We start from the raw sequence: 23,355 nt of genomic DNA, 5'->3' as shown, positions 1-23,355 counted from the left end.
AACAATACAACAGGCGGGAGTCAAGGGTAACCATGGGTTTCAGACATTTTGCGGGAGCCGTGCTGGTGGGTGGCGGACTGCTGGTCGCAGGGACTGCCGGGATGTCGACAGCCGTTGCCCAGAGCGAATTCAATCTGCCGTCACTGGGCGACACCAGCGCCTCGATCATGTCCCGCGAGCAGGAATACCAGCTCGGTCGCGCCTGGCTGTCCATGCTGCGCGGTGCCGTTCGAACCCTGGATGATCCATTGCTGAAGGATTATCTGGAGCAACATGTTTACCATCTGGTGCAAACCAGCCAGCTGGAAGATCGACGCCTGGCCTTTGTGGTGATCAACAGCTCGCAACTGAATGCCTTTGCCGCGCCTGGCGGCGTGATAGGCGTCAATGGCGGCCTGTTCCTGCATGCACGCAGCGAATCCGAGTTCGCCTCGGTCATGGCCCACGAACTGGCGCACCTGTCCCAGCGCCATTTTGCCCGCAACCTCGAACACCAGCAGCGCATGCGAATACCGCTGATGACCGCCATGCTCGCCAGCGTAGTGCTGGCTGCCAGCGGCGGCGGTGATGCCGGTTTTGCTGCACTGGCTTCCACCCAGGCCGCAGCCATCCAGGAACAGCGGCGATTCTCACGGCAGAACGAACAGGAAGCGGATCGCATCGGCCTGCTCAACCTGCGCCAGGCCGGCTACGACCCCGGCGCCATGCCGGACATGTTTGAAAGGCTGTCGCAGCTAAGCCGGTTTGATCGCACGCCACCAGAATTTCTGCTGACCCACCCGGTCAGCCAATCACGCATTGCCGACTCGCGTAACCGTGCCGAACAGCTGGGCGGTGGCGGCCGGCGCGACAGCCTGGATTATCAGATGCTGCGCGCCCGGATGCAGCTTTTCTATGAGCAAAGCCCCGGATTAGCCGCGCAGCGTTTCCGCGCCCAACTTGAGGAACATGGCGAACAGCACCACGCAGCACGCTACGGCCTGATGCAGGCGCTGCTGCGCGCCAGCCAGTTTGACGAGGCCGAGCAGCAACTGCAGCAATTGCTTTCTGCAGAGCCCGGCAATCTGATCATCCGCTATGCCCAAATCGAACTGGAAGCCGGTCGCGGACTGCATGCACAGGCTCTGGCGCATGCAGATCGCCTGCTGGAAGAGCATCCGGGGCATTTCCCGCTGCTGTTTATCAAGGCCGACCTGCTGATGGCCAGCCAGCGTCACCGCGAGGCAGAACAGGTCATCGACCGGCTCGCCGGGCTACGCCCGGGGGATCCGGATGTCTGGTATCTGGCGGCTGAGATTCGCGGCCTGGCCGGCAACATTGTTGGCGTGCACAGCGCCCGCGCCGAATACTTCATGCTCGCCGGCGATCTGGCCCAGGCCGGTGAGCAACTGGATCTGGCGCTTCGACGCTCTGGTGACAACTTCGTGCACAACGCACGCATACGTGCGCGCCAGCAGGAGCTGGAGCGCTTGCGTGAAGTTATCAAGGGGTTCTGAGCGACCCGGGCAGCGCCCTCAGGCGTTGCCCGGCTTGCTGATACCGCGCTGACGGGTGAAGTCGAGCATGCGCTGCAGCGGCAACACCGCACGCGGAATCAGTTGCGGATCAACCAATATCTCGTCACTACCCTGCTCCAGACTCTGCAACACCCGAGGCAGGGTATTCATTGCCATCCAGGGGCAGTTGGCACAGCTTCGGCAGGTAGCACCATCACCTGCGGTCGGCGCCTCGATCAACCGGCGATCAGGGGCAGCCTGCTGCATCTTGTAGAAGATGCCGCGATCGGTAGCCACAATGAACACCGGATTCGGCAAGGTTCGCGTGGCATTGATCAACTGGCTGGTCGAACCAACCACATCAGCCAGCTCGACCACCGACGCCGGTGATTCCGGATGCACCAGTATCGCCGCCTCCGGCCAGACCTTTTTCAGATCAAGCAGCGCCTTGGCCTTGAACTCCTCATGCACAATGCAGGAGCCTTGCCAGAGCAGCATGTCAGCACCCGTCTGACGCTGGATATAGTCGCCGAGATGTTGATCGGGTGCCCAGAGGATTTTTTCGCCACGATCCATCAGATGATTGACGATATCCAGTGCGCAACTTGAGGTCACCACCCAGTCGGCACGCGCTTTGACTGCCGCCGAGGTGTTGGCATAAACCACCACGGTCCGCTCCGGGTGCTGATCGCAAAAAGCCGAGAATTCGTCGATCGGGCAACCTAGATCGAGCGAACAGGTAGCCTCAAGGGTCGGCATCAGGATGCGCTTTTCCGGACTCAGAATCTTTGCCGTTTCACCCATGAAACGGACCCCGGCAACGACCAGCGTGGTTGCCGGATGTTCCTTGCCAAAACGGGCCATTTCCAGCGAATCGGAGACACAGCCACCGGTTTCTTCGGCCAGCGCCTGCAGTACCGGATCGGTGTAGTAATGAGCCACCAACACAGCATTGTGGCGCTGCAGGGCTTCAGCGATACGCGCCTTGTAATCAGCGGTTTCGGCATCGCTCAGAGGTCTGGGCTGCTTGGCATCAAGATGGGCCTGAACCAGCAGGCGCTCGGGAATCTGCGACATGATTTCAACCCATTGCAAAGGTGAGCTGATGGTATCACGCACGCCAACGCTTTGGCGTACCGAGCAGAAAGAGGCAGGGAGAGGCGTGCGAGAGAAAATGGTGGGTCGTGTAGGATTCGAACCTACGACCAATTGGTTAAAAGCCAACTGCTCTACCGACTGAGCTAACGACCCTTCGAATGCGCGCTATGGTACTGATTTTTCGACTGAACTCAAGCTTTTTTTACAGCTGCCCGAATCACAGCGCGTCAAGATCGCGGCGTGCCAGTTGGGCCGCAGTAGTCCCGGCATGCCTGGACAGAACCTCGCGGTACAGCTCTCGCGCCTTGTCAGTATTACCGAGTCGGCGCTCGACGTCTGCCAGCTTGTACATGGCGTCAGCTTCCTTGCGATGCCCGGCATAACGACTCAGAACCCCGGCAAAGGCACGTCCGGCAGAATCCAGATCGTTCTGCACCAGATACACCTCACCCAGCCAGTACTGGGCATTACCGGCATACTCGCTATCCGGATAGCGGCGCAGGAAGGCGGTGAAGGCGGTTACCGCCTTTTCAAAATCTCGCGCCCTGACCAGATCGAAGGCGGCTTCATACATCAGTTTTTCACGCTCGGGATCCGGCGTGGCGGCAGCACTGCCCTGGGCAGTGTCGGCCGGAGATTCGGCGACAGAGGTCTGACTACTTCCTGCAGCAGCAGGTGATTGTGCAGCGGAAGAAGTGCCTCCGCCGGCCAGACGACGATCAAGGTCCTGATAACGCTCCAGCTGATCACGCTCCATGCGTTGGATACGATGCTCCTGCTCTTCCAGCAGGCCGCGCAGCATGGAAACTTCCTGTTGTAGCTGATACAGCTGTTGCAGTAGCTGGCCCTCGGCAGAGAGGCCAGCCATCTGCGGCTGAATCTGTCCCGGGGAGCCGGCAACGCTACCCTGGCGGTTACCCCCGGCATCGAACACAGGTACCTGTGCCAATGCCAGCGACGGCAGCATGACAGCTGCCAGCACGACTCCACGGAACATATTCATGATCTTACTTGCGCAGCTCTACACGACGGTTCTGAGCCCAGGCTTCCTCGGTGGAACCCAGAGCAGCCGGCTTCTCTTCGCCGTAGGAGACCAGTTCCAGCTGAGCCGGAGACACGCCCTGCAGAACCAGGTAGCGCTGTACGGAAGCAGCACGACGCTCGCCCAGAGCCATGTTGTACTCGCGGGTGCCACGCTCGTCAGTGTGACCTTCGAGTACTACACGGTTGCCAGCGGCCTTGAGATCCTTGGCGTGTACGTCCAGGGAGCGCATGGCTTCGGGCTTCAGCTCGGAGCTGTCAAACTCGAAGTAGAAAGTGGTGATGGCACGCAGTGCCGCTTCTTCGCTGCTCAGGCTGCTGTCAACGGCGGAACCGGTGTAACCAGCGTTCGGGTCGATGGCACCGGTACCGGCTGCATCACCACCCTTGGAGGAACAACCTACTACCGCGCCAAAAGCCACAACCAGAGCTGCGAACTTGCCGAACTTGATAACTTGCATCATAGACTCCTGAGAAAACCCCATATGGTTTGTGTTGATCACCCCTATGGCAGGTATGGGGACCATGATGGTACGCGCAGGTCCGTGAACGGCGTCGGAATTTCCGAACGCGCACGGCCGTTGGTTGACACCAGCATGAGAACACCCCGCCCCTGTTGACGGGTGGCATAAATTAACATAGTGCCGTTGGGAGCAACAGTAGGCGACTCATCCAATGACGTTTCTGTTAAAACCCTCAGATTGCCGCGCTTGAGGTCTTGCGTGGCAATATGAAAATTCCTGTAACCATCCTGCCGGTGCACCATCACCATGGTACGACCGTCAACGGACAACTTGGCGTTGGCATTGTAGTTGCCAACAAAGGTCAAACGCTCACTGCTGCCTGTGCGCAAGTCCTGTTTGTAGATCTGCGGCCGGCCACCCCGGTCCGAGGTAAACACCAGCGTATTGTTATCAATCCAGGCCGGCTCGGTATCAATGCCGAAATGATTGGTAACACGTTGCATCTGCCGGGTGCCCAGATGCATCACATAGATTTCCGGGTTGCCATCACGCGACAGCACAAAGGCCAGGCGCTCGCCGTCCGGCGACCAGGCCGGCGCACCATTCAAACCCTCAAAGCTGGTAATGCGCTCACGCCGACCAGTGGCGATCCAGTGCACAAAGATTTCCGGACGACGCGACTCGAAGGACACATAGGCGATCCGCTGCCCGTCCGGCGAATAACTGGGCGAAAGGATCGGCTCACGCGATTGCAGCAAGGTTACCGCACGGGCACCATCGTAATCAGCGCGCTGGAGCGTGTAGCGAGTATTGTCCACCGAAAAACGCTCGGCAGCTACGTAGAGTATCTTGGTACTAAAAGCACCGCGAATACCGGTAATCTGCTCGAACACCTGGTCGCTCAAGTGGTGCGCCATATCACGCAGCTGCGCCTGGGTACCACTGACCACCTTGGTCATCAGTATCTCTTCACGCGCCACGCTGTACAGCGCATAGTTGAGCTCGTAGCGCTCGGCAGTCCCGGTTATACGGCCGGCCACGACAAACTCCACCCCCAACATGCGCCAGTCATGGGCAAAGATCTCCTCGGCACGGGTCGGGTAGCTGAGCATGTTTTCCCGGGCAAAGGGCGCAAACATGCCGGTATTGCGCAGGTTATTGGCGGTGATCTGGGCCAGATCCTCGGACAGGGGTGCAGCCCCCTGCCAACCGAAGGGCACCACGGCAATGGGTGTCGGCCGATCGGTGCCACGGGTAATCTCGATGGCCTCCTGGGCCATTACCATCTGCGCCAGCAGCAAGGCTGCCAGTGTCATCAGGCTACGGATGTACTGTTTCATCAGAAATCCAGATCCTCGGGTTTGAATACCAGTTCGCGTTGCCGATACAGACGATTGAATGCGGCCGGGTCGTCACGCGACAGTTGCTGGAACTCAGGTATGCGTCCCACGTTGCGCACGGCCTGAACCGCTGACTGATCGAAGCCCGCGTCGCCGCTGGAGCGTACCACCACCACATCGGTGATCTGCCCGGTCGGCAACATGCTGATACGAACTCGTACCACCATGCCATTACGCGCGGTCGGCGGACGCCGCCACTGCTCACTCACATAGCGGCGGATCAGGTCGTCATAGCTGGCCGCCACCTGCTCACCAAACTGCTCGGCCGGGGCGCGCTGATACTGCGTCTCGTCAGCCAGCAACTCGGCAAGCGCCCGTGCCCGGGCATCTTCCTGCGCCTTGCGTTGTGCGTCCTCGGCTGCCTTGCGCTTGGCATCCTCGGCAGCCTTACGCCTGGCCTCTTCCGCCGCTTTCCGCTTGGCCTCTTCCTCTGCCTTGCGTTTGGATTCCTCGGCCGCCTTGCGTTTGGCATCTTCTTCAGCCTTGCGCTTGGCCTCCTCAGCCGCCTTCAGGCGAGCTGCCTCAGCATTTGCCTTGCGCTGCTCTTCGGCCTTTTTCTGTTCTTCTGCTTTCTTCTGCTCTTCGGCTTTTTTACGCACCTCTGCGGCAGCAGCCTGCTCGCGCTGCTGCGCAGCCTGTTCCGCCACCTTTTGCTCGGCGGCCTTGCGCTCCGCTTCCTGCTGCTGGCGTTGTTTGGCCAGCTCTTCGGCCTCATGACGCTTTGCTGCTGTGCGCTCGGCCTCACCCGCAATACGCTGATCAGTCGGCGTGGTAGCCGGGCTCTGTGCATTAAGCTGCACCAACGTAGCCTGCACAATCGGCCGTGCCGGCTCGAACTCCGGCGCCGAGGTAAAGGATACAAACAGCATCAGAATCACCACCAGATGCAATCCGATCGACTTCAGCAGCGGACCGCCCAGACTGTTACCCGGCGGCGGAGGTGCGTCGCGTCTGTTCACGGGGCCTCGGTGATCAGTCCGACATTGGGAACACCGGCACCCTGCAACGCCGCCATGGCACTCACTACCACGCCATAGTTGGCCTCACGGTCACCACGGATATACACCAGGGTATCCGGCCGGGCCCGCATGATCTTGCCAACGCCATCGGTCATCTGCTCAAGGCTGATGGCTGCATCGGTCTGGTTCTCGGTATCCACCGCCTCACCCAAATTCCAGAAGAAGGTACCGTCAGCCAGCACCGACAGGGTCAGCACCTGCTGGTTAGTGTCGGATGGCAACACTTCGCTGGACACTTGCGGCAAATCAACCTTGACGCCCTGATTGAGCATGGGCGCGGTCACCATGAAAATCACCAGCAGCACCAACATCACGTCGATGTAAGGCACCACGTTCATTTCGGCGACCGGCTTGCGTTTCTGGCGTCTGCCCTGAACCTGCATGTGCGCTCCCGGTTACTCGTCGCCAGCGTGCACACGACGGTGCAGAATGCTGGAAAACTCGTCGGCAAAGGTGTAGTAGCGGCTGATCAGCATCTCGGAACGGGCCGAGAAGCGGTTGTAGGCGATAACCGCCGGAATTGCCGCAAACAGACCAATGGCTGTGGCGATCAGCGCCTCGGCAATACCCGGAGCCACCGTGGCCAGGGTTGCCTGCTGCACGGTGGCCAGCCCTCGGAAGGAGTTCATGATGCCCCACACGGTACCGAACAGGCCGATGTAGGGACTGGTGGAACCCACCGTGGCAAGGAACGGCAGATGCTGCTCAAGCTTTTCCTCCTCGCGGGAAATCGCCACGCGCATCGAACGCTGCACCGCATCCATCACCGCATCCGGGTCAACCCCTGGTTGCTGGCGCATGCGCGAAAATTCCTTGAAGCCGGCACGGAATATCTGCTCAAGCCCCGAATCCTCGTTGGGCTTGCCGGTAACCTGGCGATACAGCTTGGCCAGATCAACACCTGACCAGAACCGCTCTTCAAAATCATCCAGCGAGGTCTTTGCCGCACGTATGGCCTGACTGCGCTGAAAGATCATCACCCAGGACACCACCGATGCCAGCACCAGTGTCAGCATCACCAGCTGCACCAGAACACTGGCGCTGGCGATCAGGTGCCACATCGACATTTGATCAGCTTGCACGCTCTGCCTCTCCCCGTTCGGCTTCAACTTCATTGACCACAATGGTCGAGGCAAAAGCCTCGACCAATGCAGCCGGAATCGCTCTTGGACGGTAGCGGTCGCCACTTACACAGGCCACCAGCACCTCCCCCTCACACAACAACTGGCCATCCGCACGCGTTACCCGCTGGGTAAAACGTACGCTGGCGCGCTTCAGTTCCAAGACCGCAGCAGTCACCACAAGTTCATCATCCAGTTGCGCGGGCGCATGGTAACGCGCCGCCACCGAGTGGACGACGAAGATGATGTTTTCCCGTTGCAGAACGCTTTGGTCAAAGCCCAGAGAACGTACCAGTTCGGTTCGCGCCCGTTCCATGAACTTCAGGTAATTGACGTAGTAGACGATGCCACCGGCATCGGTATCCTCGAAATAGACGCGGGCTGTCAGCGCGAACGGCAGCCCCTGTTTCTCAGCGCGCATAATGTAGAGCCAACCCCCGGGTTTGCCTAGTGGGGTGCAAGCCCCTTTGAGAATTATATTTTTCTATCGCTAACCGTGATCCTGATTACCTTCAAACAGGTCAGCAGCCAACTCGGCACGTCCCCCAGGCACTTTCAGTCCGAAATGCAGGTAGGCATGCCGGGTCACCACCCGTCCACGCGGTGTGCGCATGATGAACCCCTGCTGGATCAGGTAGGGCTCAAGCACATCCTCGATGGTATGCCGCTCCTCACTGATGGCTGCAGCCAGGCTGTCAACGCCGACCGGCCCGCCATCAAACTTGTCGATCATGGTCAGCAGCAGGCGCCGATCCATATGATCGAACCCCTGCTCATCAACATCCAGCAGATTCAGCGCCTTGTCCGCCACGGCCCGGCAGATCAGCGGCTCGCCGCGCACCTCGGCAAAGTCGCGCACCCGGCGCAGCAAACGGTTGGCGATCCGCGGCGTGCCGCGCGAGCGACGGGCCACCTCAATGGCGCCTTCCGCCTCGATGCGCATGCCGAGAATACCGGCGGAGCGACTGACAATGGTGGCCAGATCCTCGACGCCATAAAACTCCAGGCGCTGGACTATGCCGAAACGGTCGCGCAGCGGGTTGGTCAGCATGCCGGCGCGGGTGGTGGCGCCGACCAGGGTAAAGGGCGGCAGATCCAGTTTGATCGAACGGGCCGCCGGGCCTTCGCCGATCATGATGTCGATCTGGTAATCCTCCATCGCCGGGTAGAGGATTTCCTCGACCACCGGTGACAGGCGGTGAATTTCGTCTACAAACAGCACATCGCCGGCTTCCAGACTGGTCAGCATGGCGGCCAGATCGCCCGCACGCTCGATAACAGGCCCTGAGGTACTTTTCAGTTTGACGCCCATTTCGGCGGCAATGATGTTGGCCAGGGTAGTCTTGCCAAGTCCCGGCGGACCAAAGATCAGCACATGGTCAAGCGCCTCGCCACGCCCCTTGGCGGCCTTGATGAACAATTCCATCTGCTCGCGCACCACCGGCTGACCGATATAGTCATGCAGGCGCAACGGACGAATCGCCCGGTCGATCACCTCTTCCTGCTGGCGTGGTGTGGCGGCAATCAGCCGATCCTGCTCAATCATGGACTACCCCTGTACTGTTCAGGCTGACACCATGCCCTTGAGTGCGCGGCGAATCAACTCCTCGCTGCTCAGTCCCTCCTCCTCCACCGCTGCCACCGCACGGCTGGCCTCCTGCGGCTTGTAACCCAGCGCGATCAGCGCGCTGACTGCATCATTGGCATGACTGGGGGGCGACACGGGCATGGCTTGCGGGGTCAAACCGCGCAGACTATCGGGCAGACTGTCCCAGGCCTTGAAGCGGTCGCGCAGCTCGATCAACAGGCGCTCGGCGGTTTTCTTGCCAACCCCGGGTACCCGTACCAGCGCCCGGCTGTCCTGGGCCTGAACCGCGCGCACCAGCTCGTCAGCACTCAGACCGGACATCAGCGCCAGCGCCAGCTTGGGGCCAACGCCACTGAGGCGGATTAGCTCACGGAAAATCTCGCGGTCGCGCTTGTCGGCAAAGCCGTAGAGCAACTGGGCATCCTCGCGCACCACCAGATGGGTATGCAGGGTCACTGTTTCGCCCAGCGCCGGCAGGCTGTAGAAGGTGGTCATCGGCGCATCCAGCTCGTAGCCGACCCCCTGCACATCCAGCAATATATGCGGCGGCTGCTTTTCCAGCAGCACGCCCCTGAGTCGTCCGATCACCCGGGTCTCCTTGTTGTGATTCAGCGGCGCCGGATGCGCCCGCCACGCAGGCCCAGCACGCCGCCACCCAGTTGTTGCTGAAGGCCCAGCGAATGGGCATGGCACAGGGCGACTGCCAGCGCATCGGCGGCATCCGCCTGTGGCGTGCCGGACAGTCCAAGCAACTGGGTCACCATATGCTGCACCTGGGCCTTGTCCGCGGCGCCGGTCCCGACCACCGCCTGCTTGACCTGCCGGGCAGTATACTCGCGCACCTCGAGACCGGCATGCACCGCCGCGACTATCGCCGCACCGCGCGCCTGACCGAGCTTCAGCGCCGAGTCCGGGTTGCGCGCCATAAACACCTGCTCAATGCTCAGCACCTCGGGGCGGTACTCGGCAATCAGGCTGCCCAGATGTTCGAAAATCATCTTCAGCCGCTGCGGGAACTCGGCTTCGCCCAGGCGAATGCAGCCGGAGGTGATGTACTCGCACTGCCCGCCCTGTTCGCGGACGATGCCGAAGCCGGTAATCCGCGAGCCGGGGTCAATTCCGAGAATCAGTGGCATGAGGGTCCTTGGCTGAAAGCTGAAAGCTGAAAGCTGAAAGCGTGATCAGTGTGCGCTTTGGCGCTGTCCAGCGCCGCTGAGAGATGGCAGAAGAAAAGCCTGATACCTGCCAGCCTTCCTACAACTGCTCCATCACGTCTGCCGGAATATCGGCGTTGGTGTAGACATTCTGCACATCGTCAAGGTCTTCCAACATATCAACCAGTCTGAGCACCTTCTGTGCAGTCTCCAGATCCAGGGTGCTGGTAGTCGCCGGAATCATTGCCACCTCGGCACCATCGGCAGTGAAACCCGCCGCATCCAAGGCATCCTTGACTGCACCGAAGGTCTCGAAGGCTGTCAACACCTCGAGCGAGCCGTCGTCATGCTCCAGCACATCCTCGGCACCGGCTTCCAGCGCGGATTCGAGCAGCACATCCAGATCCGTACCCGGCGCATAGCCGATCTGGCCGCGACGACTGAACAGATAGGCGACCGAGCCATCGGTGCCCAGGTTACCGCCGCACTTGCTGAAGGCATGCCGCACTTCACCGACAGTGCGGTTGCGGTTGTCGGTCATCACCTCAACCAGTACCGCCACCCCGCCACTGGCATAGCCCTCGTAGGTCAGCTCTTCCATGCTGTCGGCGTCGTTGCTGCCGGCACCGCGGGCAATCGCGCGATCGATGGTGTCACGGGTCATATTGGCAGTCAGCGCCTTGTCCACCGCCGAGCGCAGGCGCGGGTTATCCGCCGGCAGCGGCCCACCGAGTTTGGCAGCCACCGTCAGTTCACGGATCAGCTTGGTGAAAATCTTGCCGCGCCTGGCGTCCTGGGCTGCCTTGCGGTGCTTGATATTGGCCCATTTGGAATGACCGGCCATGACTCACTCCTGTCAGAAACTCAGCGACAAGCGACAACGGCTTGCCGCTTGCCGCTGCCTTTATTCCGCCTTTGGCTGCTCACGCAGACGGATATGCAGCTCACGCAGGGCCTTGTTGTCGACCAGGCCTGGCGCCTGGGTCATCACACAGGCAGCGCTCTGGGTTTTCGGGAAGGCAATCACTTCGCGGATCGAGCTGGCGCCGGTCATCAGCATCACCAGACGGTCCAGACCAAAGGCCAAACCACCGTGCGGCGGCGCACCGTACTTAAGCGCGTCGAGCAGGAAGCCGAATTTCTCCTGCTGCTCCTCGGGGCTGATACCGAGGATGTCGAACACCGCCTGCTGCATGTCCTTGCGGTGGATACGGATCGAGCCGCCACCCAGTTCGGTGCCGTTCAGCACCATGTCGTAGGCGCGCGACAGGGCGGTGGCCGGATTGGCCTTGAGCTCTTCCGGACTGCATTGCGGCGCGGTAAACGGATGGTGCAGGGCCGACAGCGAGCCGTCGTCGTTCTCCTCGAACATCGGGAAGTCCACCACCCACATCGGCGCCCATTCGCAGGTCAGCAGGTTCAGGTCATGACCAAGCTTGATGCGCAGGGCACCCAGTGCCTCGGAGACGATCTTCGCCTTGTCGGCGCCAAAGAACACGATGTCGCCATCCACCGCACCGACGCGGTCGAGGATCACATTGATATTGTCCAGCGGGATGTTCTTGACGATCGGCGACTGCAGTCCCTCGACGCCGGCGGCACGCTCATTGACCTTGATGTAGGCCAGACCCTTGGCACCATAGATGCCGACATACTTGGTGTAATCGTCAATCTGCTTGCGCGGCATGCTCGCGCCACCCGGCACCCGCAGCGCGGCAACCCGGCACTTGGGATCATTGGCCGGGCCGGCGAACACCTTGAAATCGACATCCTTCAGCTGGTCTTCAACATCCACCAGCTCCAGCGGAATGCGCAGATCCGGCTTGTCCGAGCCGTAGCGGCGCATGGCTTCGGAGAACGGCATGTGCGGGAAGTCGCCCAGCTCGACATCCAGCACCTCCTTGAACAGCTTGCGGATCATGCCTTCGGTCAGGCCGATGATGTCCTGCTCGTCGAGGAAGCTGGTTTCGATGTCGATCTGGGTAAATTCAGGCTGACGGTCGGCGCGCAGGTCCTCGTCGCGGAAGCACTTGGCGATCTGATAATAACGATCAAAACCGGACACCATCAGCAATTGCTTGAACAGCTGCGGCGACTGCGGCAGGGCGAAGAAACTGCCGGCGTGGGTACGACTGGGCACCAGATAATCGCGCGCGCCTTCCGGGGTGGCACGGGTCAGGATCGGCGTTTCCACATCGAGGAAACCATTGTCATCAAGATAGCGACGCACGCTGCTGGTGATGCGCGAGCGCAGCTTCAGCTTGGCCGCCATCTCCGGGCGGCGCAGATCGATAAAGCGGTAGCGCAGACGGGTTTCCTCGCCAACATCGCTGTATTCATCCAGCGGAAACGGCGGGGTTTCGGCCTGGTTCAGCACCTCAAGCTGGTAACCCAGCACCTCGATGGCACCGGATGCCATGTTCGGGTTGCGCGCACCCTCGGGGCGCAGGCGCACCTTGCCGGTAACCTTGACCACATACTCGCTGCGCACCCGGTCAGCCTTGGCAAAGGTTTCCTCGCGATCCGGATCGAACACCACCTGGGCAAGGCCCTCGCGGTCACGGATATCCAGAAAGATCACGCCACCATGGTCGCGGCGACGGTGCACCCAGCCGCAGAGAGTGATTTCCTGATCCGCCAGCGTCTCGTTCAACTGGCCGCAATAGTGGGTACGCATCATGGTGTTGGCTGTCCTGTAGGCTTGGATTCGAATGCCCTGCCGAAGCTGTCGCCCCTGCGGCATCCGCACTGTCAATAAAGCCGGGTAATATACCCGAAACCCGCCGCACTTCGCGACACTCGGCGCTGCGCCTTGTCGCACCCCCTTGAGTTGCAAGGTTCTGGCCCTATACTCGTCTGATATGTCCAGCAACGCGGAGAGACGCATGAAAATCGATATCGGCATCAGCGAAGCCAACCGTTCAGCCATTGCCCAGGGTCTGTCGCGACTGCTGGCCGACACCTACACCCTGTACCTGCAGACCCATAATTTTCACTGGAACGTCAAGGGCCCGATGTTCCAGACCCTGCACCTGATGTTCGAAACCCAGTACAACGAACTGGCTCTGGCGGTAGATGAGATCGCCGAGCGCATCCGCACCCTGGGCTTTGCCGCCCCCGGCACCTACAAGCAGTTCGTCGAGCTCAGTTCGATCAAGGAAGTGGAAGGCGTTCCCGAAGCCAAGGAAATGATCCGCCTGCTGGTGGAAGGTCAGGAAGCCTGCGTACGCACCGCGCGCAGCATTTTCCCGGTGTGTGATGAAGCCAGCGACGAGCCCAGCGCCGACCTGCTGACCCAGCGCATGCAGGTGCATGAAAAAACCGCCTGGATGTTGCGCAGCCTGCTCGAAGGCTAACCTCACCCGGTCCGCACTTACGCATCACCACACCCCGCGTGAGTGCGGACACTTTGAGTCAGCTGGCGAAACGGGTTACATTGCGCCGCCTGCCATTGCAGGCAGAGCTTGCTACTCCCGTGAACATGCCGGCAGGCCAACGCCGGCCAGAACAGACTCGACATACCCTATATGACAATGACAATCCGCCATATCACCCTTCTGGCCGCCGGTCTCGGCAGCCTTACGCTCGGCCTTTGTGCCAGCTTTGACTTTACCCCTGCCAACGGCAGCGCCATTGCGCTCAGCGGCATCCTTGCCGGCCTGCTGTGCCTGCAGAATCTGCTGGTACGCATCACAGGCGGCAGCCCACGCAGCGCACAACTGGCCGGCAACGCCCAGGCACTACTGCTGATACTGGGCGCGCTGGGCCCGATCAGTGCCGCCCTGGATCTGGCTGGCAGTCAGGTTACTGCCGTTCTGGCCTTTGCCGCCCTGCTAAGCGCCCTGGGCGTCTGTACCGGACTGGTATGGTCAAGCATTCCCCAGGGCAGCCAGAGCACGACGCCCCGCAGTGCCCGTACCAGCACCCCGCGCGAGCAGGGTATGGTGAAATGGTTCAACAGCAGCAAGGGCTTTGGCTTTATCAGCCGCGACGGTCAATCTGATGTGTTCGTGCACTTCCGTTCCCTGCGTGACCCGGACGTACGCAGCCTCAATGAGGGCGAACGGGTCGAATTCCTTGCCGTGCCCAACGACAAGGGCGTACAAGCAGAAGACGTGATACTGCTGGACATACGGATCAGGTGACCCGACCGAGGGGCCGCCATCAATAGTGTGGCGGCCGCTCCTCGACCACATCCTCAGGCATGGCCCCGGCCAATTCCTCCTGACGACGCATCATAAGACGCACTATCTCTCGCATCCGGTCAATCTCCAGCTGCTGGTGCCCCAGTGCATCATTCAGCGCCTGCAGCGTATCTTCCTGAAAGCTGAGCCGCATCTCCAGCTCGGCAATCCGTGCCTCATACTCTGCACTCATGTCCGCTCCCCAGAGAAAACAAAACCCAATCCGAGCACACCACGCAGACGGTCAATACGCTGGGCAATCAACTGCTCGTCACACTCAGCCACCGGCAGACGCCCCCACACAGGTGCAGGCCAGGCCACATCGCTGCGATAACGCACCACGTGATGCACGTGCAATTGCGGCACCATATTACCCAGCGCGGCAATATTCAGCTTGTCCGCAGCAAATACATCTTTAAGAACTTCTGCCAGATGACAGGACTCATCCAGCAGCTGCCGGCGATCAAGCGCATTCAACTGGAATATCTCACTGACATCCTCGCGCTGGGGCACCAGAATGAACCAGGGATACTGGGCATCCTTCATCAACAACAGCAAAGACAAGGGAAAACGACCAACTTTCCGGCAATCGGCAAGCAACTGGTGATGCAGACTGAACATGGACACCTCTCTGATAACAAGGTTGTAAAAATATACTGATTCACCCGAAACAGGCGCTGTTTTGCGGTAGAATGCACACCATTGCAAGGGCGGGAAAGCCTTGCAGCATCACTGCAAGAAGATGGCGTAATGGCATGAGTCGCCACAATTATTCACGAACTGCCGCACAGATACTTGGCATTTTCGTGAAAGATGGATTAACGTTAATAGACAACTAAAACTATAACGGGTTCCAAACCAACAGGATTTTTCCCAAGGAGCACAATATGAAAAACACCGTGAAGTGGAGTTCCATCGCTCTGGCCGTTGCCATGGGCAACGCCATGATCAGCAGCCAGGCTGTTGCCGGCGAAGGTTTCGTCGAAGGCGCTTCCGCCACCCTGAGCAACCGCACCGTTTATTTCAATCGTGATTTCCGCAACGCCGCCAGCGGCGATCAAAGCAAGGCCGAAGAAACCGGTACCGGCTTCCTGCTGAACTTCGAGTCCGGCTTTACCGAAGGCCCGATCGGCCTGGGTGCTGACGTTGTAGCTTCCGCCGGTTTCAAGGTTGACAGCGGCAAGGGCCGCACTGGCACCCGCCTGTTGGAAATGGGCAACAACGGTCGCGCCAACAGCGAATACTCGGAAATCCGTGGCGCAGTAAAGGCCAACATTCTGGGTGACACCACCCTGCGCTATGGCGTGCACTTCCCGGAGAACCCGGTCGTTGCCTATGAAGACGCCCGTCTGCTGCCCCAGCACTACCAGGGCTACAGCATCACCAACAGCTCGATCGACGGCCTGTTTGTCGAAGCTGGCCGCATGAACAAGCGCGGTGAGATGGATGATTCCAGCGAATCCAGCAAGGTAAGTGCAGTAGTAGCTGATGCCAACAAGGTAACCTATCTGGGCGGCACCTATGCTTTCGCTGAAAACCTGAGCGCCAGCCTGTACACCTCCAAAATGGACAAGGGCTGGAAGCGTCATTTCCTCGGCGCCACCCACACCGCCGACCTGGGCAACGGCCTAAGTCTGACCAGCGATCTGGCCCACTACCACACCTCCGATGACAGCCCGTCCGGCAACAGCTTCCAGAACAAGGCAAGCTCGCTGGCCTTCACTCTGGGTGCCGGCCACCATGCTGTCACTGCTGCCTACCAGCGCATGAGCGGTGATGCTGGTTTTGTCTATGATGACGGCGCTATCTTCCTGGCCAACTCGGTCCAGGTTCTGGACTTCGAAGAGAAGAACGAGCGTTCCTGGCAGGCCCGTTACGACTATGACTTCGAAGGACTGGGCATTCCTGGCCTGAGCTTTATGACGCGTTATGTGCGCGGCAGCAACATCGACATGGGTGCTGGCAATTCTGATGGCAAGCGCTGGGAGCGTAACAGTGAGCTGCGCTACACCGTTCAGAACGGCATGCTTGAGGGCGTCAATGTACGCTGGCGTAATGCGACCGTCCGTCAAGGCTCGGTCGGCAGCGACATCGACGAAAACCTCCTGATCGTTTCCTACACCTGGAACCTGCTGTAATCCAGAAAGGAAGCTGAAAAAGCCCGGCCTCGTGCCGGGCTTTTTCGTTTGCGTCCGCCAGCAGCGGCGCAGTCTGTACGCCATGCGGCACCAAACGTACAATAGCCCCCATTTGATCCCGCCACTATGGACAGCACACTGCCATGCGTACCAGCCAGTATCTGATTTCCACCCTCAAGGAAACCCCCGCCGATGCCAGCGTGATCAGCCACCAGCTGATGCTGCGTGCCGGCATGATCCGCAAGATCGCCTCCGGCCTGTACACCTGGCTGCCGATGGGCTTGCGCGTATTGCGCAAGGTCGAGCAGGTGGTGCGCGAAGAAATGAACGCCGCCGGCGCGCTGGAAGTACTGATGCCGGCCATCCAGCCGGCTGAACTCTGGCAGGAATCCGGCCGCTGGGAGCAATATGGTCCCGAGCTGCTGCGCCTGAAGGACCGCCACCAGCGCGAGTTCTGTGTTGGCCCGACCCACGAGGAAGTGATTACCGAGCTGGCGCGCAACGAAATCAGCAGCTACAAGCAGTTGCCGCTGAACCTCTACCAGATCCAGACCAAGTTCCGCGACGAGATCCGTCCGCGCTTCGGCCTGATGCGTGCCCGCGAGTTCGTGATGAAGGACGCCTACTCCTTCCACCTGACCCAGGATTCACTGCAGTCCACTTACGACGGCATGTACCAGGCCTACTGCAACGTCTTCAGTCGGCTTGGCCTGGAATACCGACCGGTGGTCGCCGACAACGGCTCGATTGGCGGTGAAGGCTCCCACGAGTTCCATATGCTGGCCGACTCCGGCGAGGACGCCATCGTGTTTTCCGACAGCGGCAGCTATGCCGCCAATATGGAAAAGGCCACCGCCCTGCCCCCGCAGGGCCAGCGCCCGGCACCCAGCCAGGAAAAGACCCTGGTCGAAACGCCCGAGCAGACCACCATCGAGGCGGTCAGCCACTTCCTGCAGGTACCGGCCAGCCAGAGCGTGAAGACGTTGATCGTTCTGGGTGCTGCCGAGGAAGGCAAGGCCCAGCCACTGGTTGCACTGGTGCTGCGCGGCGATCACGAGCTGAACGAAATCAAGGCCGAGAACCACCCGGCCATCCATGCCCCGCTGACCTTTGCCAGCGAGCAGCAGATTATTACCGCTGTCGGCTGCAAGCCCGGCTCCATCGGCCCGGTTGGCCTGGCGATCAGGGTGATTGCGGATCACTCGGCCGCCCACCTGGCCGATTTTGTCTGCGGTGCCAACCAGGACGGCTGGCACTTCACCGGCGTCAACTGGGAGCGAGATGCTGCGTTCGGCGAGCTTGCCGACCTGCGCAATGTGCTCGAGGGCGACCCCAGCCCGGATGGCAATGGCACACTGGTGATCAAGCGCGGCATCGAAGTCGGGCATATTTTCCAGTTGGGCCGCAAGTACAGCCAGGCGATGAACTGCAGCGTGCTGAATGAGCAAGGCAAGACCGAGGCGCTGATCATGGGCTGCTACGGCATCGGCGTGTCCCGCGTGGTGGCCGCCGCTATCGAACAAAACTGGGATGATCGCGGCATTCTTTGGCCGGATGCGCTGGCACCCTTCCAGGTGGCGCTGATCCCGATGAAAATGGAAAGCTCCGAGGCCGTGCGCGAAGCTACCGAGCAGCTGTACCAGCAATTGCAGGCGCGTGGTGTGGAAGTGCTGCTGGATGACCGCGACAAGAAAACCAGCCCCGGCGTGAAGTTTGCCGACATGGATCTGATCGGCATCCCGCACCGGGTGGTGATCAGTGATCGCGGCCTGGCCGAAGGCCAGCTGGAATACAAGAACCGCCGCCAGGCGGAGGCCTGCAATGTGCCTGCCGAGGGCATGCTGGACTTCCTGTTGGGGCAACTGGGGCGCTGAGCATGAAGCCGCATATCGCTGCCAGCCCATGGTTGTTGCTGCTGACCGGCCTGCTGCTTGGCGCTTGCGCCCAGCAGCCGGTCACGGACGGTGAGCGGGTCGAACGCCAACTGCTCAGCCACAGCCTGCTGATTGATGCCGGCGACCAGCCGGTACTGGCATTACCCCAACGCACCCTGCGCATTACCGAACAACGGCTCTATCAGGTCAGCCGTCTGGATGCGCGTGACCAGTTGATTGACCAGACCCAGGAATACCAGACACTGCCCTGGGGCAATAGAGCGGTGGCCGTGCATGCAGGGGAACTGGACACTGAATTGCACACTGACCAGGACGGCATTCTGCGCCTGAATCTGCTGCATGACGACTTTATCAACCTGGACTATGACAACCTGCGTGCCCTGCAACTGAGCGTGACGGCAGAGGACGGCACGCGTGCCGAACATACCCTGCTGGTCGGTCGCGAACTGCGTGGCAAGTTGCATGAAGCAGTATCCCTGATCTACCACAGCCTGGAGCAGGATGAAGTCGATGAATGGGCCCGCCGCGTGCATCGCCTGGCCGAGCTGGGCCTGCAGGAAGAGTCAGAGCAGTTGGAAAACATGCTGATCCTGCTGACCAGCGGCGATCCGCAACTGCAGGCCGACTTTATTCAGGCCCTGGAAGAGCGGGAGTAACACTCCATGCCAATGGTCGCACGGATGCTGACCCTGTGGCTGCTGCTCGGCCTGACTGCCTCCTATACCCAGGCCAATATACCCGACGAGGTCGACCCGCAACTGCGCCAACGCCTGATGCAGGCAGTCTCAATGGCCGACAGCTTCGAGGACCGCTTCGATGCCGAGGTCTGGCTGCTCGATATGTCCACCCGCATGGCGCGCTTTGTGCCGGATGAAACCGAGCGCCTGCGCCTGCTGCGCCTGGTCCACCGCGAGGCACGCCTGGCCGGGCTGAAACCGGATCTGGTGCTGGCGGTGATTCATGTGGAAAGCCTGTTTGACCGCTACGCCCTGTCACGCGCCGGCGCCCAGGGCATTATGCAGGTGATGCCATTCTGGAAGAACGAACTGGGGCGACCGGACGACAACCTGATCGATCTGGCCACCAACCTGCGCTATGGCTGCACCATCCTCAAGCACTACATGGACCGGGAAAACGGCAACCTGCGCCGGGCCCTGGCGCGCTACAACGGCAGCCTGGGCTCACAGCGCTACCCGGACCGGGTAATCGATTACTGGCACAGTTACTGGTTCGTCAACGAGTAGCCTGCTGCTGCGCATCGGTCACCGGCAGATCCGGCCCCAACCAATGCCGCAGACTGCCGGCAAACAGCTCGCGGTGCTGGCGCTGGTGCTGCTCCAGCGCCTGACGGAAGGCCGGATACCAGGCCCCGGCCCCTTCCAGTACGCTCGGCAGCGCCTCTGGCGACGGCAGGGGCTCCGGGAACCCGGCCAGCAGTTCGGCCATATCGATGCTGGCCGGATCCCGGCTGAGCACCCAGCTACCGGCACCCACGCTGCTGATCAACTGCCGCCGTTCCAGCCACTCGGTGAGATTCAGCCACTGATCCTCGGGTATCGACAGCCCGCAGGCAGCCAGCACTCCGCGGTCCACGCTGCCACCGGTCTGCTGGCGCTGCAGCAAGGTGCGCATCAGGCCAAGCATCACCACCACCCGCGGCAGTGCGCTGCGCTGCCAGGCCGCACTGTTGCCCAGATTGCTGACCAATTCGGCGCCCAGCAGGATGATCAGCCAGCTCAGGTATATCCACAGCAAAAACAGCGGGAAGGCGGCGAAGGCCCCATAGATCAGCTGATAGCCGGGGAACATTGCCACATACAGGGCAAAGCTGGCCTTGGCTCCCTCGAACAGCAAAGCCACCAGCACCCCGCCGACCAGCGCATGGCGCAAAGGCACCCGGGTGTTAGGTACTGCCGCGAAAATCAGGGTAAAGGCCGCCATACTCAGCAAAATAGGCAACCAGCCAAGCAGCCATCCCCAGGCAGTGGCCAGCGCATCGTCACCGCGCAGGAAGGACAGCGAGGTGACATAGGTGCTGACCACAAAGCCGGCACCCAGCAGCAATGGCCCAAGACTCAGTACCGCCCAGTACAACAGGAAACTGGAAACGCCGCGACGCGGCACACGGATGCGCCAGATGGCGTTGAAGGCCTTTTCGATATTCACCAGCATCAGGAAGGCGGTCACCATCAACAGCGCTACCCCTATACCGGTCAGCTGGCGCGCCTGTTGTGAAAACTCACCCAGATACTGCTGCAGGGTTTCGCCGGTGGAAGGCACGAAATTGTTGAAAATAAAGTATTCCACCTGCTCTCCGACCTGGCTGAAGGCCGGAATCGCCGCCAGCATGGCATAGGTCACGGTCATCACCGGCACCACGGCAAACAGGGTGGTGTAGGTCAGCGCCGCCGCATTCTTGGCACAGTTGTCCTCGATAAAACGCTGCAGCAGGTAGCGTAGAAAGTGCAGCAGGCGAACCAGCGGGTTGGGCATGCGAATTCCTTGTTGGACTGGGCAACAGCAAACCGGACATGTGCCGCAACACTGAAAGCGGTGGGCAAGCCGGACAGCATTTCCTAGAATAGCCGCTTGATCGCGGCACAGAAACCTTTGCCGCCCCGGTGATTACCTGAAAGCCCCCATCCCGTCACCTCGCGTACAGGAGCCTGCCGATGTCCAGCACCCTGATCTACCACAATCCACGCTGTTCCAAGTCGCGACAGGCCCTTGAACTGCTGACCGGCCGGGGCATTGATCCCGAGGTTATCCGCTACCTGGACACTCCCCCGGACGCCGCCACCCTCAGCGAACTGCTGAAACTGCTGGGGATCAACGCACGGCAATTGATGCGCAGTGGCGAAGAGGTCTACCGCGAACTGCAACTGGATAACCCCGGCCTCAGCGAAGCTGATCTGGTGCAGGCGATGGTGGACTACCCTCGCCTGATCGAGCGGCCGATTGTCGTCCACAACGGCCAGGCAGTGCTGGCAAGGCCGCCGGAAAAACTGCTGGAGCTGTTCCCATGAGCCACACCGATTACGTTCTGGTGCTCTACTACAGCCGCCACGGCAAGACCGCCGAGATGGCCCGACTGATTGCTGAGGGCGTCGAGCGTGGTGGTCTGCAGGCGCGTCTGCGCACAGTACCGCCGGTGAACAGCGAAACCCGTGAAATACTGCCGCCGGTCCCGGAACAGGGCGCGGTGTATTGCACCGAGGCTGACCTGCGCGGCTGTTCCGCACTGATCCTCGGCAGTCCGACCCGTTTCGGCAACATGGCAGCGCCACTCAAGTTCTTTATCGACGGTACCAGCAGCCTGTGGCTGGACGGCAGCCTGATCGGCAAGCCGGCGGCGGTGTTCACCTCGACAGCCAGCCTGCATGGCGGCCAGGAAAGCACGTTGCTGTCGATGCAGCTGCCTCTGCTGCATCACGGCATGCTGCTGCTGGGTCTGCCCTACAGTGAACAGGCGCTGACCGACACCCGCAGCGGCGGCACACCCTATGGTGCCAGTCACCACGCCGGCGCTGATGGCAAACAGCCGATCAGCCGCGAGGAGGCCAGTCTGTGCCGCGCCCTTGGGCAGCGGGTTGCCATTACCAGTCGCCAACTGCTGGCGGGAGCCTCACATGTCCAGAACTGACCGCCCACTGCCAGCGCGCGCCTGGCTGCTACCGCGCCTGCGCATCAGCCGCCTCCTGAGCACCCTGGGTTATGTTGGCCTGCTGGTCAGCCTGGCTGGCTGGAACCTGCTGTTTGCCGACCTCCACGGCGCCAATCCATTGGTGATTACCGGCGTTCTGCTGGTGCCGCTGCTGATCTTCCTGCCCGGCATCATCAGTGGCCATGCGCGCACCCAGGCCTGGCTGTGCTTTGCCATCAACCTGTACTTCATCCACGGGGTACTGGCCTGCTTCCACCCGCAGCAACTGCTTTACGGTCTGCTGGTCAGCGGCTTCTCGTTGCTGTATTTCATTGCTGCGCTGGGCTATGTGCGCTGGAGTTTCCAGCTGCAACGCCTGGATGCCGGCGAGCCTGCCGCTACCAGCCAAGCACCTGCTTGACGAACGGCAGGGTCAGGCGGCGCTGCGCCTGCAGCGAGGCCTGATCCAGCCGCTCGAGCAGGTTGAACAATTCATCCAGACCACGGCCACCACGGGTCAGCAGGTAGCGCGCCACCTCATCCGGCAACTGCAGGCCACGCTGGGCAGCACGCAGCTGCAAAATCGCCTGTTTATCGGCATCGTCCGGTGTCGGCAGCTGGAAAACCAGCCCCCAGCCCAGGCGTGACACCAGATCGGGCAGCTCCAGCGGCAATTGGCGGGGGGCGCAATCAGCGGCCAGCAACAGCCGCTGACCCGCATCACGCAGACGGTTGTACAGATGGAACAAGGCTTCCTGCCAGTCATTGCGCCCGGCCAGCACCTGCAGGTCATCAATACACAGAAGATCCAGCCCCTCCATACCCTCCAGCAATTCAGCCGGGTGTTCCAGCAGCTGCTTCAGGGGCAGATAGATGCTGCTGCCGCCAGCGGCGGACATCTGTTGGCAGGCGGCCTGCAACAGGTGCGAACGGCCGCTGCCGGATGCCCCCCAAAGGTAGATGCAGGAATCCGCCGGCGGCTGATCAAGCTGGCTGAAACCACGCAACAACTCAACCAAAGGTGCCGTCGCCAGACCATGAAAGCTGTCAAAACTGGCTTCGTCACGCAGACGGATACCCAGCGGTAGCTGGGCGGGAACCGGTCTATTCATGT

At 60.8% G+C, this 23,355-nt stretch carries 27 protein-coding genes and 1 tRNA gene; 10 read left to right on the top strand and 18 right to left on the bottom strand.

Going from position 1 to position 23,355, the window contains the following annotated elements:
- The first annotated feature begins 101 nt into the window (after positions 1-101).
- Entirely contained in the window at positions 102-1,496 is a 1,395-nt protein-coding gene (locus BMZ23_RS01570) for a M48 family metalloprotease (protein WP_093472120.1), read from the top strand.
- 18 nt (positions 1,497-1,514) lie between these two features.
- Here the strand turns inward: BMZ23_RS01570 and nadA are convergent, their stop codons facing one another.
- From nadA to aspS, 14 genes are all read right to left on the bottom strand, one after another.
- Complete coding sequence (gene nadA, locus BMZ23_RS01565; protein ID WP_143069544.1) at positions 1,515-2,615, bottom strand: quinolinate synthase NadA; 1,101 nt, start codon at positions 2,613-2,615, stop codon at positions 1,515-1,517.
- A gap of 56 nt (positions 2,616-2,671) precedes the next feature.
- Positions 2,672-2,747, bottom strand: a tRNA-Lys gene (locus tag BMZ23_RS01560).
- A 64-nt stretch (positions 2,748-2,811) separates the two neighbouring features.
- Positions 2,812-3,597: a tol-pal system protein YbgF gene (gene ybgF, locus BMZ23_RS01555; RefSeq protein WP_093471725.1), complete on the bottom strand. Its 786-nt coding sequence runs from the start codon at positions 3,595-3,597 to the stop codon at positions 2,812-2,814.
- 4 nt (positions 3,598-3,601) lie between these two features.
- Positions 3,602-4,096 (bottom strand): peptidoglycan-associated lipoprotein Pal, encoded by a 495-nt coding sequence (gene pal / locus BMZ23_RS01550; protein WP_093471723.1) that lies wholly within the window; start codon positions 4,094-4,096, stop codon positions 3,602-3,604.
- A gap of 44 nt (positions 4,097-4,140) precedes the next feature.
- Positions 4,141-5,439, bottom strand: a complete 1,299-nt coding sequence (gene tolB / locus BMZ23_RS01545) for a Tol-Pal system beta propeller repeat protein TolB (protein WP_093471720.1) — start codon at positions 5,437-5,439, stop codon at positions 4,141-4,143.
- Complete coding sequence (gene tolA / locus BMZ23_RS01540) at positions 5,439-6,458, bottom strand: cell envelope integrity protein TolA (protein WP_245748083.1); 1,020 nt, start codon at positions 6,456-6,458, stop codon at positions 5,439-5,441. Before tolA ends, tolB begins: the two co-directional genes overlap by 1 nt.
- Entirely contained in the window at positions 6,455-6,901 is a 447-nt protein-coding gene (gene tolR / locus BMZ23_RS01535) for a protein TolR (RefSeq protein ID WP_093471717.1), read from the bottom strand. The genes tolA and tolR overlap by 4 nt, the downstream gene beginning before the upstream one ends.
- 12 nt (positions 6,902-6,913) lie before the next feature.
- Positions 6,914-7,585: a protein TolQ gene (tolQ, locus tag BMZ23_RS01530; protein ID WP_093471714.1), complete on the bottom strand. Its 672-nt coding sequence runs from the start codon at positions 7,583-7,585 to the stop codon at positions 6,914-6,916.
- Between the two features lie 4 nt (positions 7,586-7,589).
- Positions 7,590-8,060, bottom strand: coding sequence for a tol-pal system-associated acyl-CoA thioesterase (gene ybgC / locus BMZ23_RS01525; protein WP_093471711.1), 471 nt, complete (start codon positions 8,058-8,060; stop codon positions 7,590-7,592).
- A 69-nt stretch (positions 8,061-8,129) separates the two neighbouring features.
- Entirely contained in the window at positions 8,130-9,185 is a 1,056-nt protein-coding gene (ruvB, locus tag BMZ23_RS01520) for a Holliday junction branch migration DNA helicase RuvB (RefSeq protein ID WP_093471708.1), read from the bottom strand.
- Positions 9,186-9,203: 18 nt separating this feature from the next.
- Complete coding sequence (gene ruvA / locus BMZ23_RS01515; RefSeq protein WP_093471705.1) at positions 9,204-9,815, bottom strand: Holliday junction branch migration protein RuvA; 612 nt, start codon at positions 9,813-9,815, stop codon at positions 9,204-9,206.
- 20 nt (positions 9,816-9,835) lie between these two features.
- Positions 9,836-10,363: a crossover junction endodeoxyribonuclease RuvC gene (ruvC, locus tag BMZ23_RS01510; RefSeq protein WP_093471702.1), complete on the bottom strand. Its 528-nt coding sequence runs from the start codon at positions 10,361-10,363 to the stop codon at positions 9,836-9,838.
- Between the two features lie 118 nt (positions 10,364-10,481).
- A complete protein-coding gene (locus tag BMZ23_RS01505) occupies positions 10,482-11,225 on the bottom strand; it encodes a YebC/PmpR family DNA-binding transcriptional regulator (protein ID WP_093471699.1) in 744 nt (247 codons plus the stop codon).
- 60 nt (positions 11,226-11,285) lie between these two features.
- On the bottom strand, positions 11,286-13,061 hold the full coding sequence (gene aspS / locus BMZ23_RS01500; RefSeq protein ID WP_093471696.1) for an aspartate--tRNA ligase: 1,776 nt from the start codon (positions 13,059-13,061) through the stop codon (positions 11,286-11,288).
- Between the two features lie 205 nt (positions 13,062-13,266).
- Here aspS and BMZ23_RS01495 point away from each other — a divergent pair, with 205 nt between their 5' ends.
- Together BMZ23_RS01495 and BMZ23_RS15265 are read left to right on the top strand one after the other, a co-directional pair.
- Positions 13,267-13,737 carry a Dps family protein gene (locus BMZ23_RS01495; protein WP_177197187.1) on the top strand — a complete coding sequence of 157 codons (471 nt, stop codon included), beginning with the start codon at positions 13,267-13,269 and terminating at the stop codon, positions 13,735-13,737.
- Between the two features lie 171 nt (positions 13,738-13,908).
- A complete protein-coding gene (locus BMZ23_RS15265; RefSeq protein ID WP_093471691.1) occupies positions 13,909-14,526 on the top strand; it encodes a cold-shock protein in 618 nt (205 codons plus the stop codon).
- A 19-nt stretch (positions 14,527-14,545) separates the two neighbouring features.
- On the opposite strand, the gene BMZ23_RS01485 is transcribed toward BMZ23_RS15265, so the two are convergent.
- On the bottom strand, positions 14,546-14,758 hold the full coding sequence (locus tag BMZ23_RS01485) for a SlyX family protein (protein WP_093471688.1): 213 nt from the start codon (positions 14,756-14,758) through the stop codon (positions 14,546-14,548).
- Positions 14,755-15,186: an HIT domain-containing protein gene (locus BMZ23_RS01480; protein WP_093471685.1), complete on the bottom strand. Its 432-nt coding sequence runs from the start codon at positions 15,184-15,186 to the stop codon at positions 14,755-14,757. The genes BMZ23_RS01485 and BMZ23_RS01480 overlap by 4 nt, the downstream gene beginning before the upstream one ends.
- Positions 15,187-15,452: 266 nt before the next feature.
- Here BMZ23_RS01480 and BMZ23_RS01475 point away from each other — a divergent pair, with 266 nt between their 5' ends.
- The 4 genes from BMZ23_RS01475 (at position 15,453) to BMZ23_RS01460 (ending at position 19,842) form a co-directional block, all read left to right on the top strand.
- Positions 15,453-16,703 (top strand): OprD family porin, encoded by a 1,251-nt coding sequence (locus tag BMZ23_RS01475; RefSeq protein ID WP_093471682.1) that lies wholly within the window; start codon positions 15,453-15,455, stop codon positions 16,701-16,703.
- 143 nt (positions 16,704-16,846) lie between these two features.
- Positions 16,847-18,577: a proline--tRNA ligase gene (locus tag BMZ23_RS01470; RefSeq protein ID WP_093471679.1), complete on the top strand. Its 1,731-nt coding sequence runs from the start codon at positions 16,847-16,849 to the stop codon at positions 18,575-18,577.
- 2 nt (positions 18,578-18,579) lie between these two features.
- On the top strand, positions 18,580-19,254 hold the full coding sequence (locus BMZ23_RS01465) for a hypothetical protein (protein WP_093471676.1): 675 nt from the start codon (positions 18,580-18,582) through the stop codon (positions 19,252-19,254).
- Between the two features lie 12 nt (positions 19,255-19,266).
- Complete coding sequence (locus tag BMZ23_RS01460; RefSeq protein ID WP_425431649.1) at positions 19,267-19,842, top strand: lytic transglycosylase domain-containing protein; 576 nt, start codon at positions 19,267-19,269, stop codon at positions 19,840-19,842.
- Here the strand turns inward: BMZ23_RS01460 and BMZ23_RS01455 are convergent.
- Entirely contained in the window at positions 19,832-21,091 is a 1,260-nt protein-coding gene (locus tag BMZ23_RS01455) for a YihY family inner membrane protein (protein WP_093471670.1), read from the bottom strand. The genes BMZ23_RS01460 and BMZ23_RS01455 overlap by 11 nt on opposite strands.
- Positions 21,092-21,270: 179 nt before the next feature.
- Between BMZ23_RS01455 and arsC the strand changes: the two genes are divergently transcribed.
- From arsC to BMZ23_RS01440, 3 genes are read left to right on the top strand one after another with little or no spacing between them, the layout of a single operon-like run.
- On the top strand, positions 21,271-21,624 hold the full coding sequence (gene arsC, locus BMZ23_RS01450) for an arsenate reductase (glutaredoxin) (protein WP_093471667.1): 354 nt from the start codon (positions 21,271-21,273) through the stop codon (positions 21,622-21,624).
- A complete protein-coding gene (gene wrbA, locus BMZ23_RS01445) occupies positions 21,621-22,241 on the top strand; it encodes an NAD(P)H:quinone oxidoreductase (RefSeq protein WP_093471664.1) in 621 nt (206 codons plus the stop codon). Before arsC ends, wrbA begins: the two co-directional genes overlap by 4 nt.
- Positions 22,228-22,662: a DUF2069 domain-containing protein gene (locus BMZ23_RS01440; RefSeq protein WP_093471661.1), complete on the top strand. Its 435-nt coding sequence runs from the start codon at positions 22,228-22,230 to the stop codon at positions 22,660-22,662. The genes wrbA and BMZ23_RS01440 overlap by 14 nt, the downstream gene beginning before the upstream one ends.
- Here the strand turns inward: BMZ23_RS01440 and hda are convergent.
- Positions 22,640-23,353: a DnaA regulatory inactivator Hda gene (gene hda / locus BMZ23_RS01435; RefSeq protein WP_093471658.1), complete on the bottom strand. Its 714-nt coding sequence runs from the start codon at positions 23,351-23,353 to the stop codon at positions 22,640-22,642. The genes BMZ23_RS01440 and hda overlap by 23 nt on opposite strands.
- Positions 23,354-23,355: the final 2 nt, after the last annotated feature.

It is taken from the genome of Halopseudomonas yangmingensis, from assembly GCF_900114825.1.
Classification (GTDB): Bacteria; Pseudomonadota; Gammaproteobacteria; order Pseudomonadales; family Pseudomonadaceae; genus Halopseudomonas; species Halopseudomonas yangmingensis.
The sequence above is the reverse complement of the archived record's forward strand: the minus strand, read 5'-3'. Positions and strand labels throughout refer to the sequence as shown.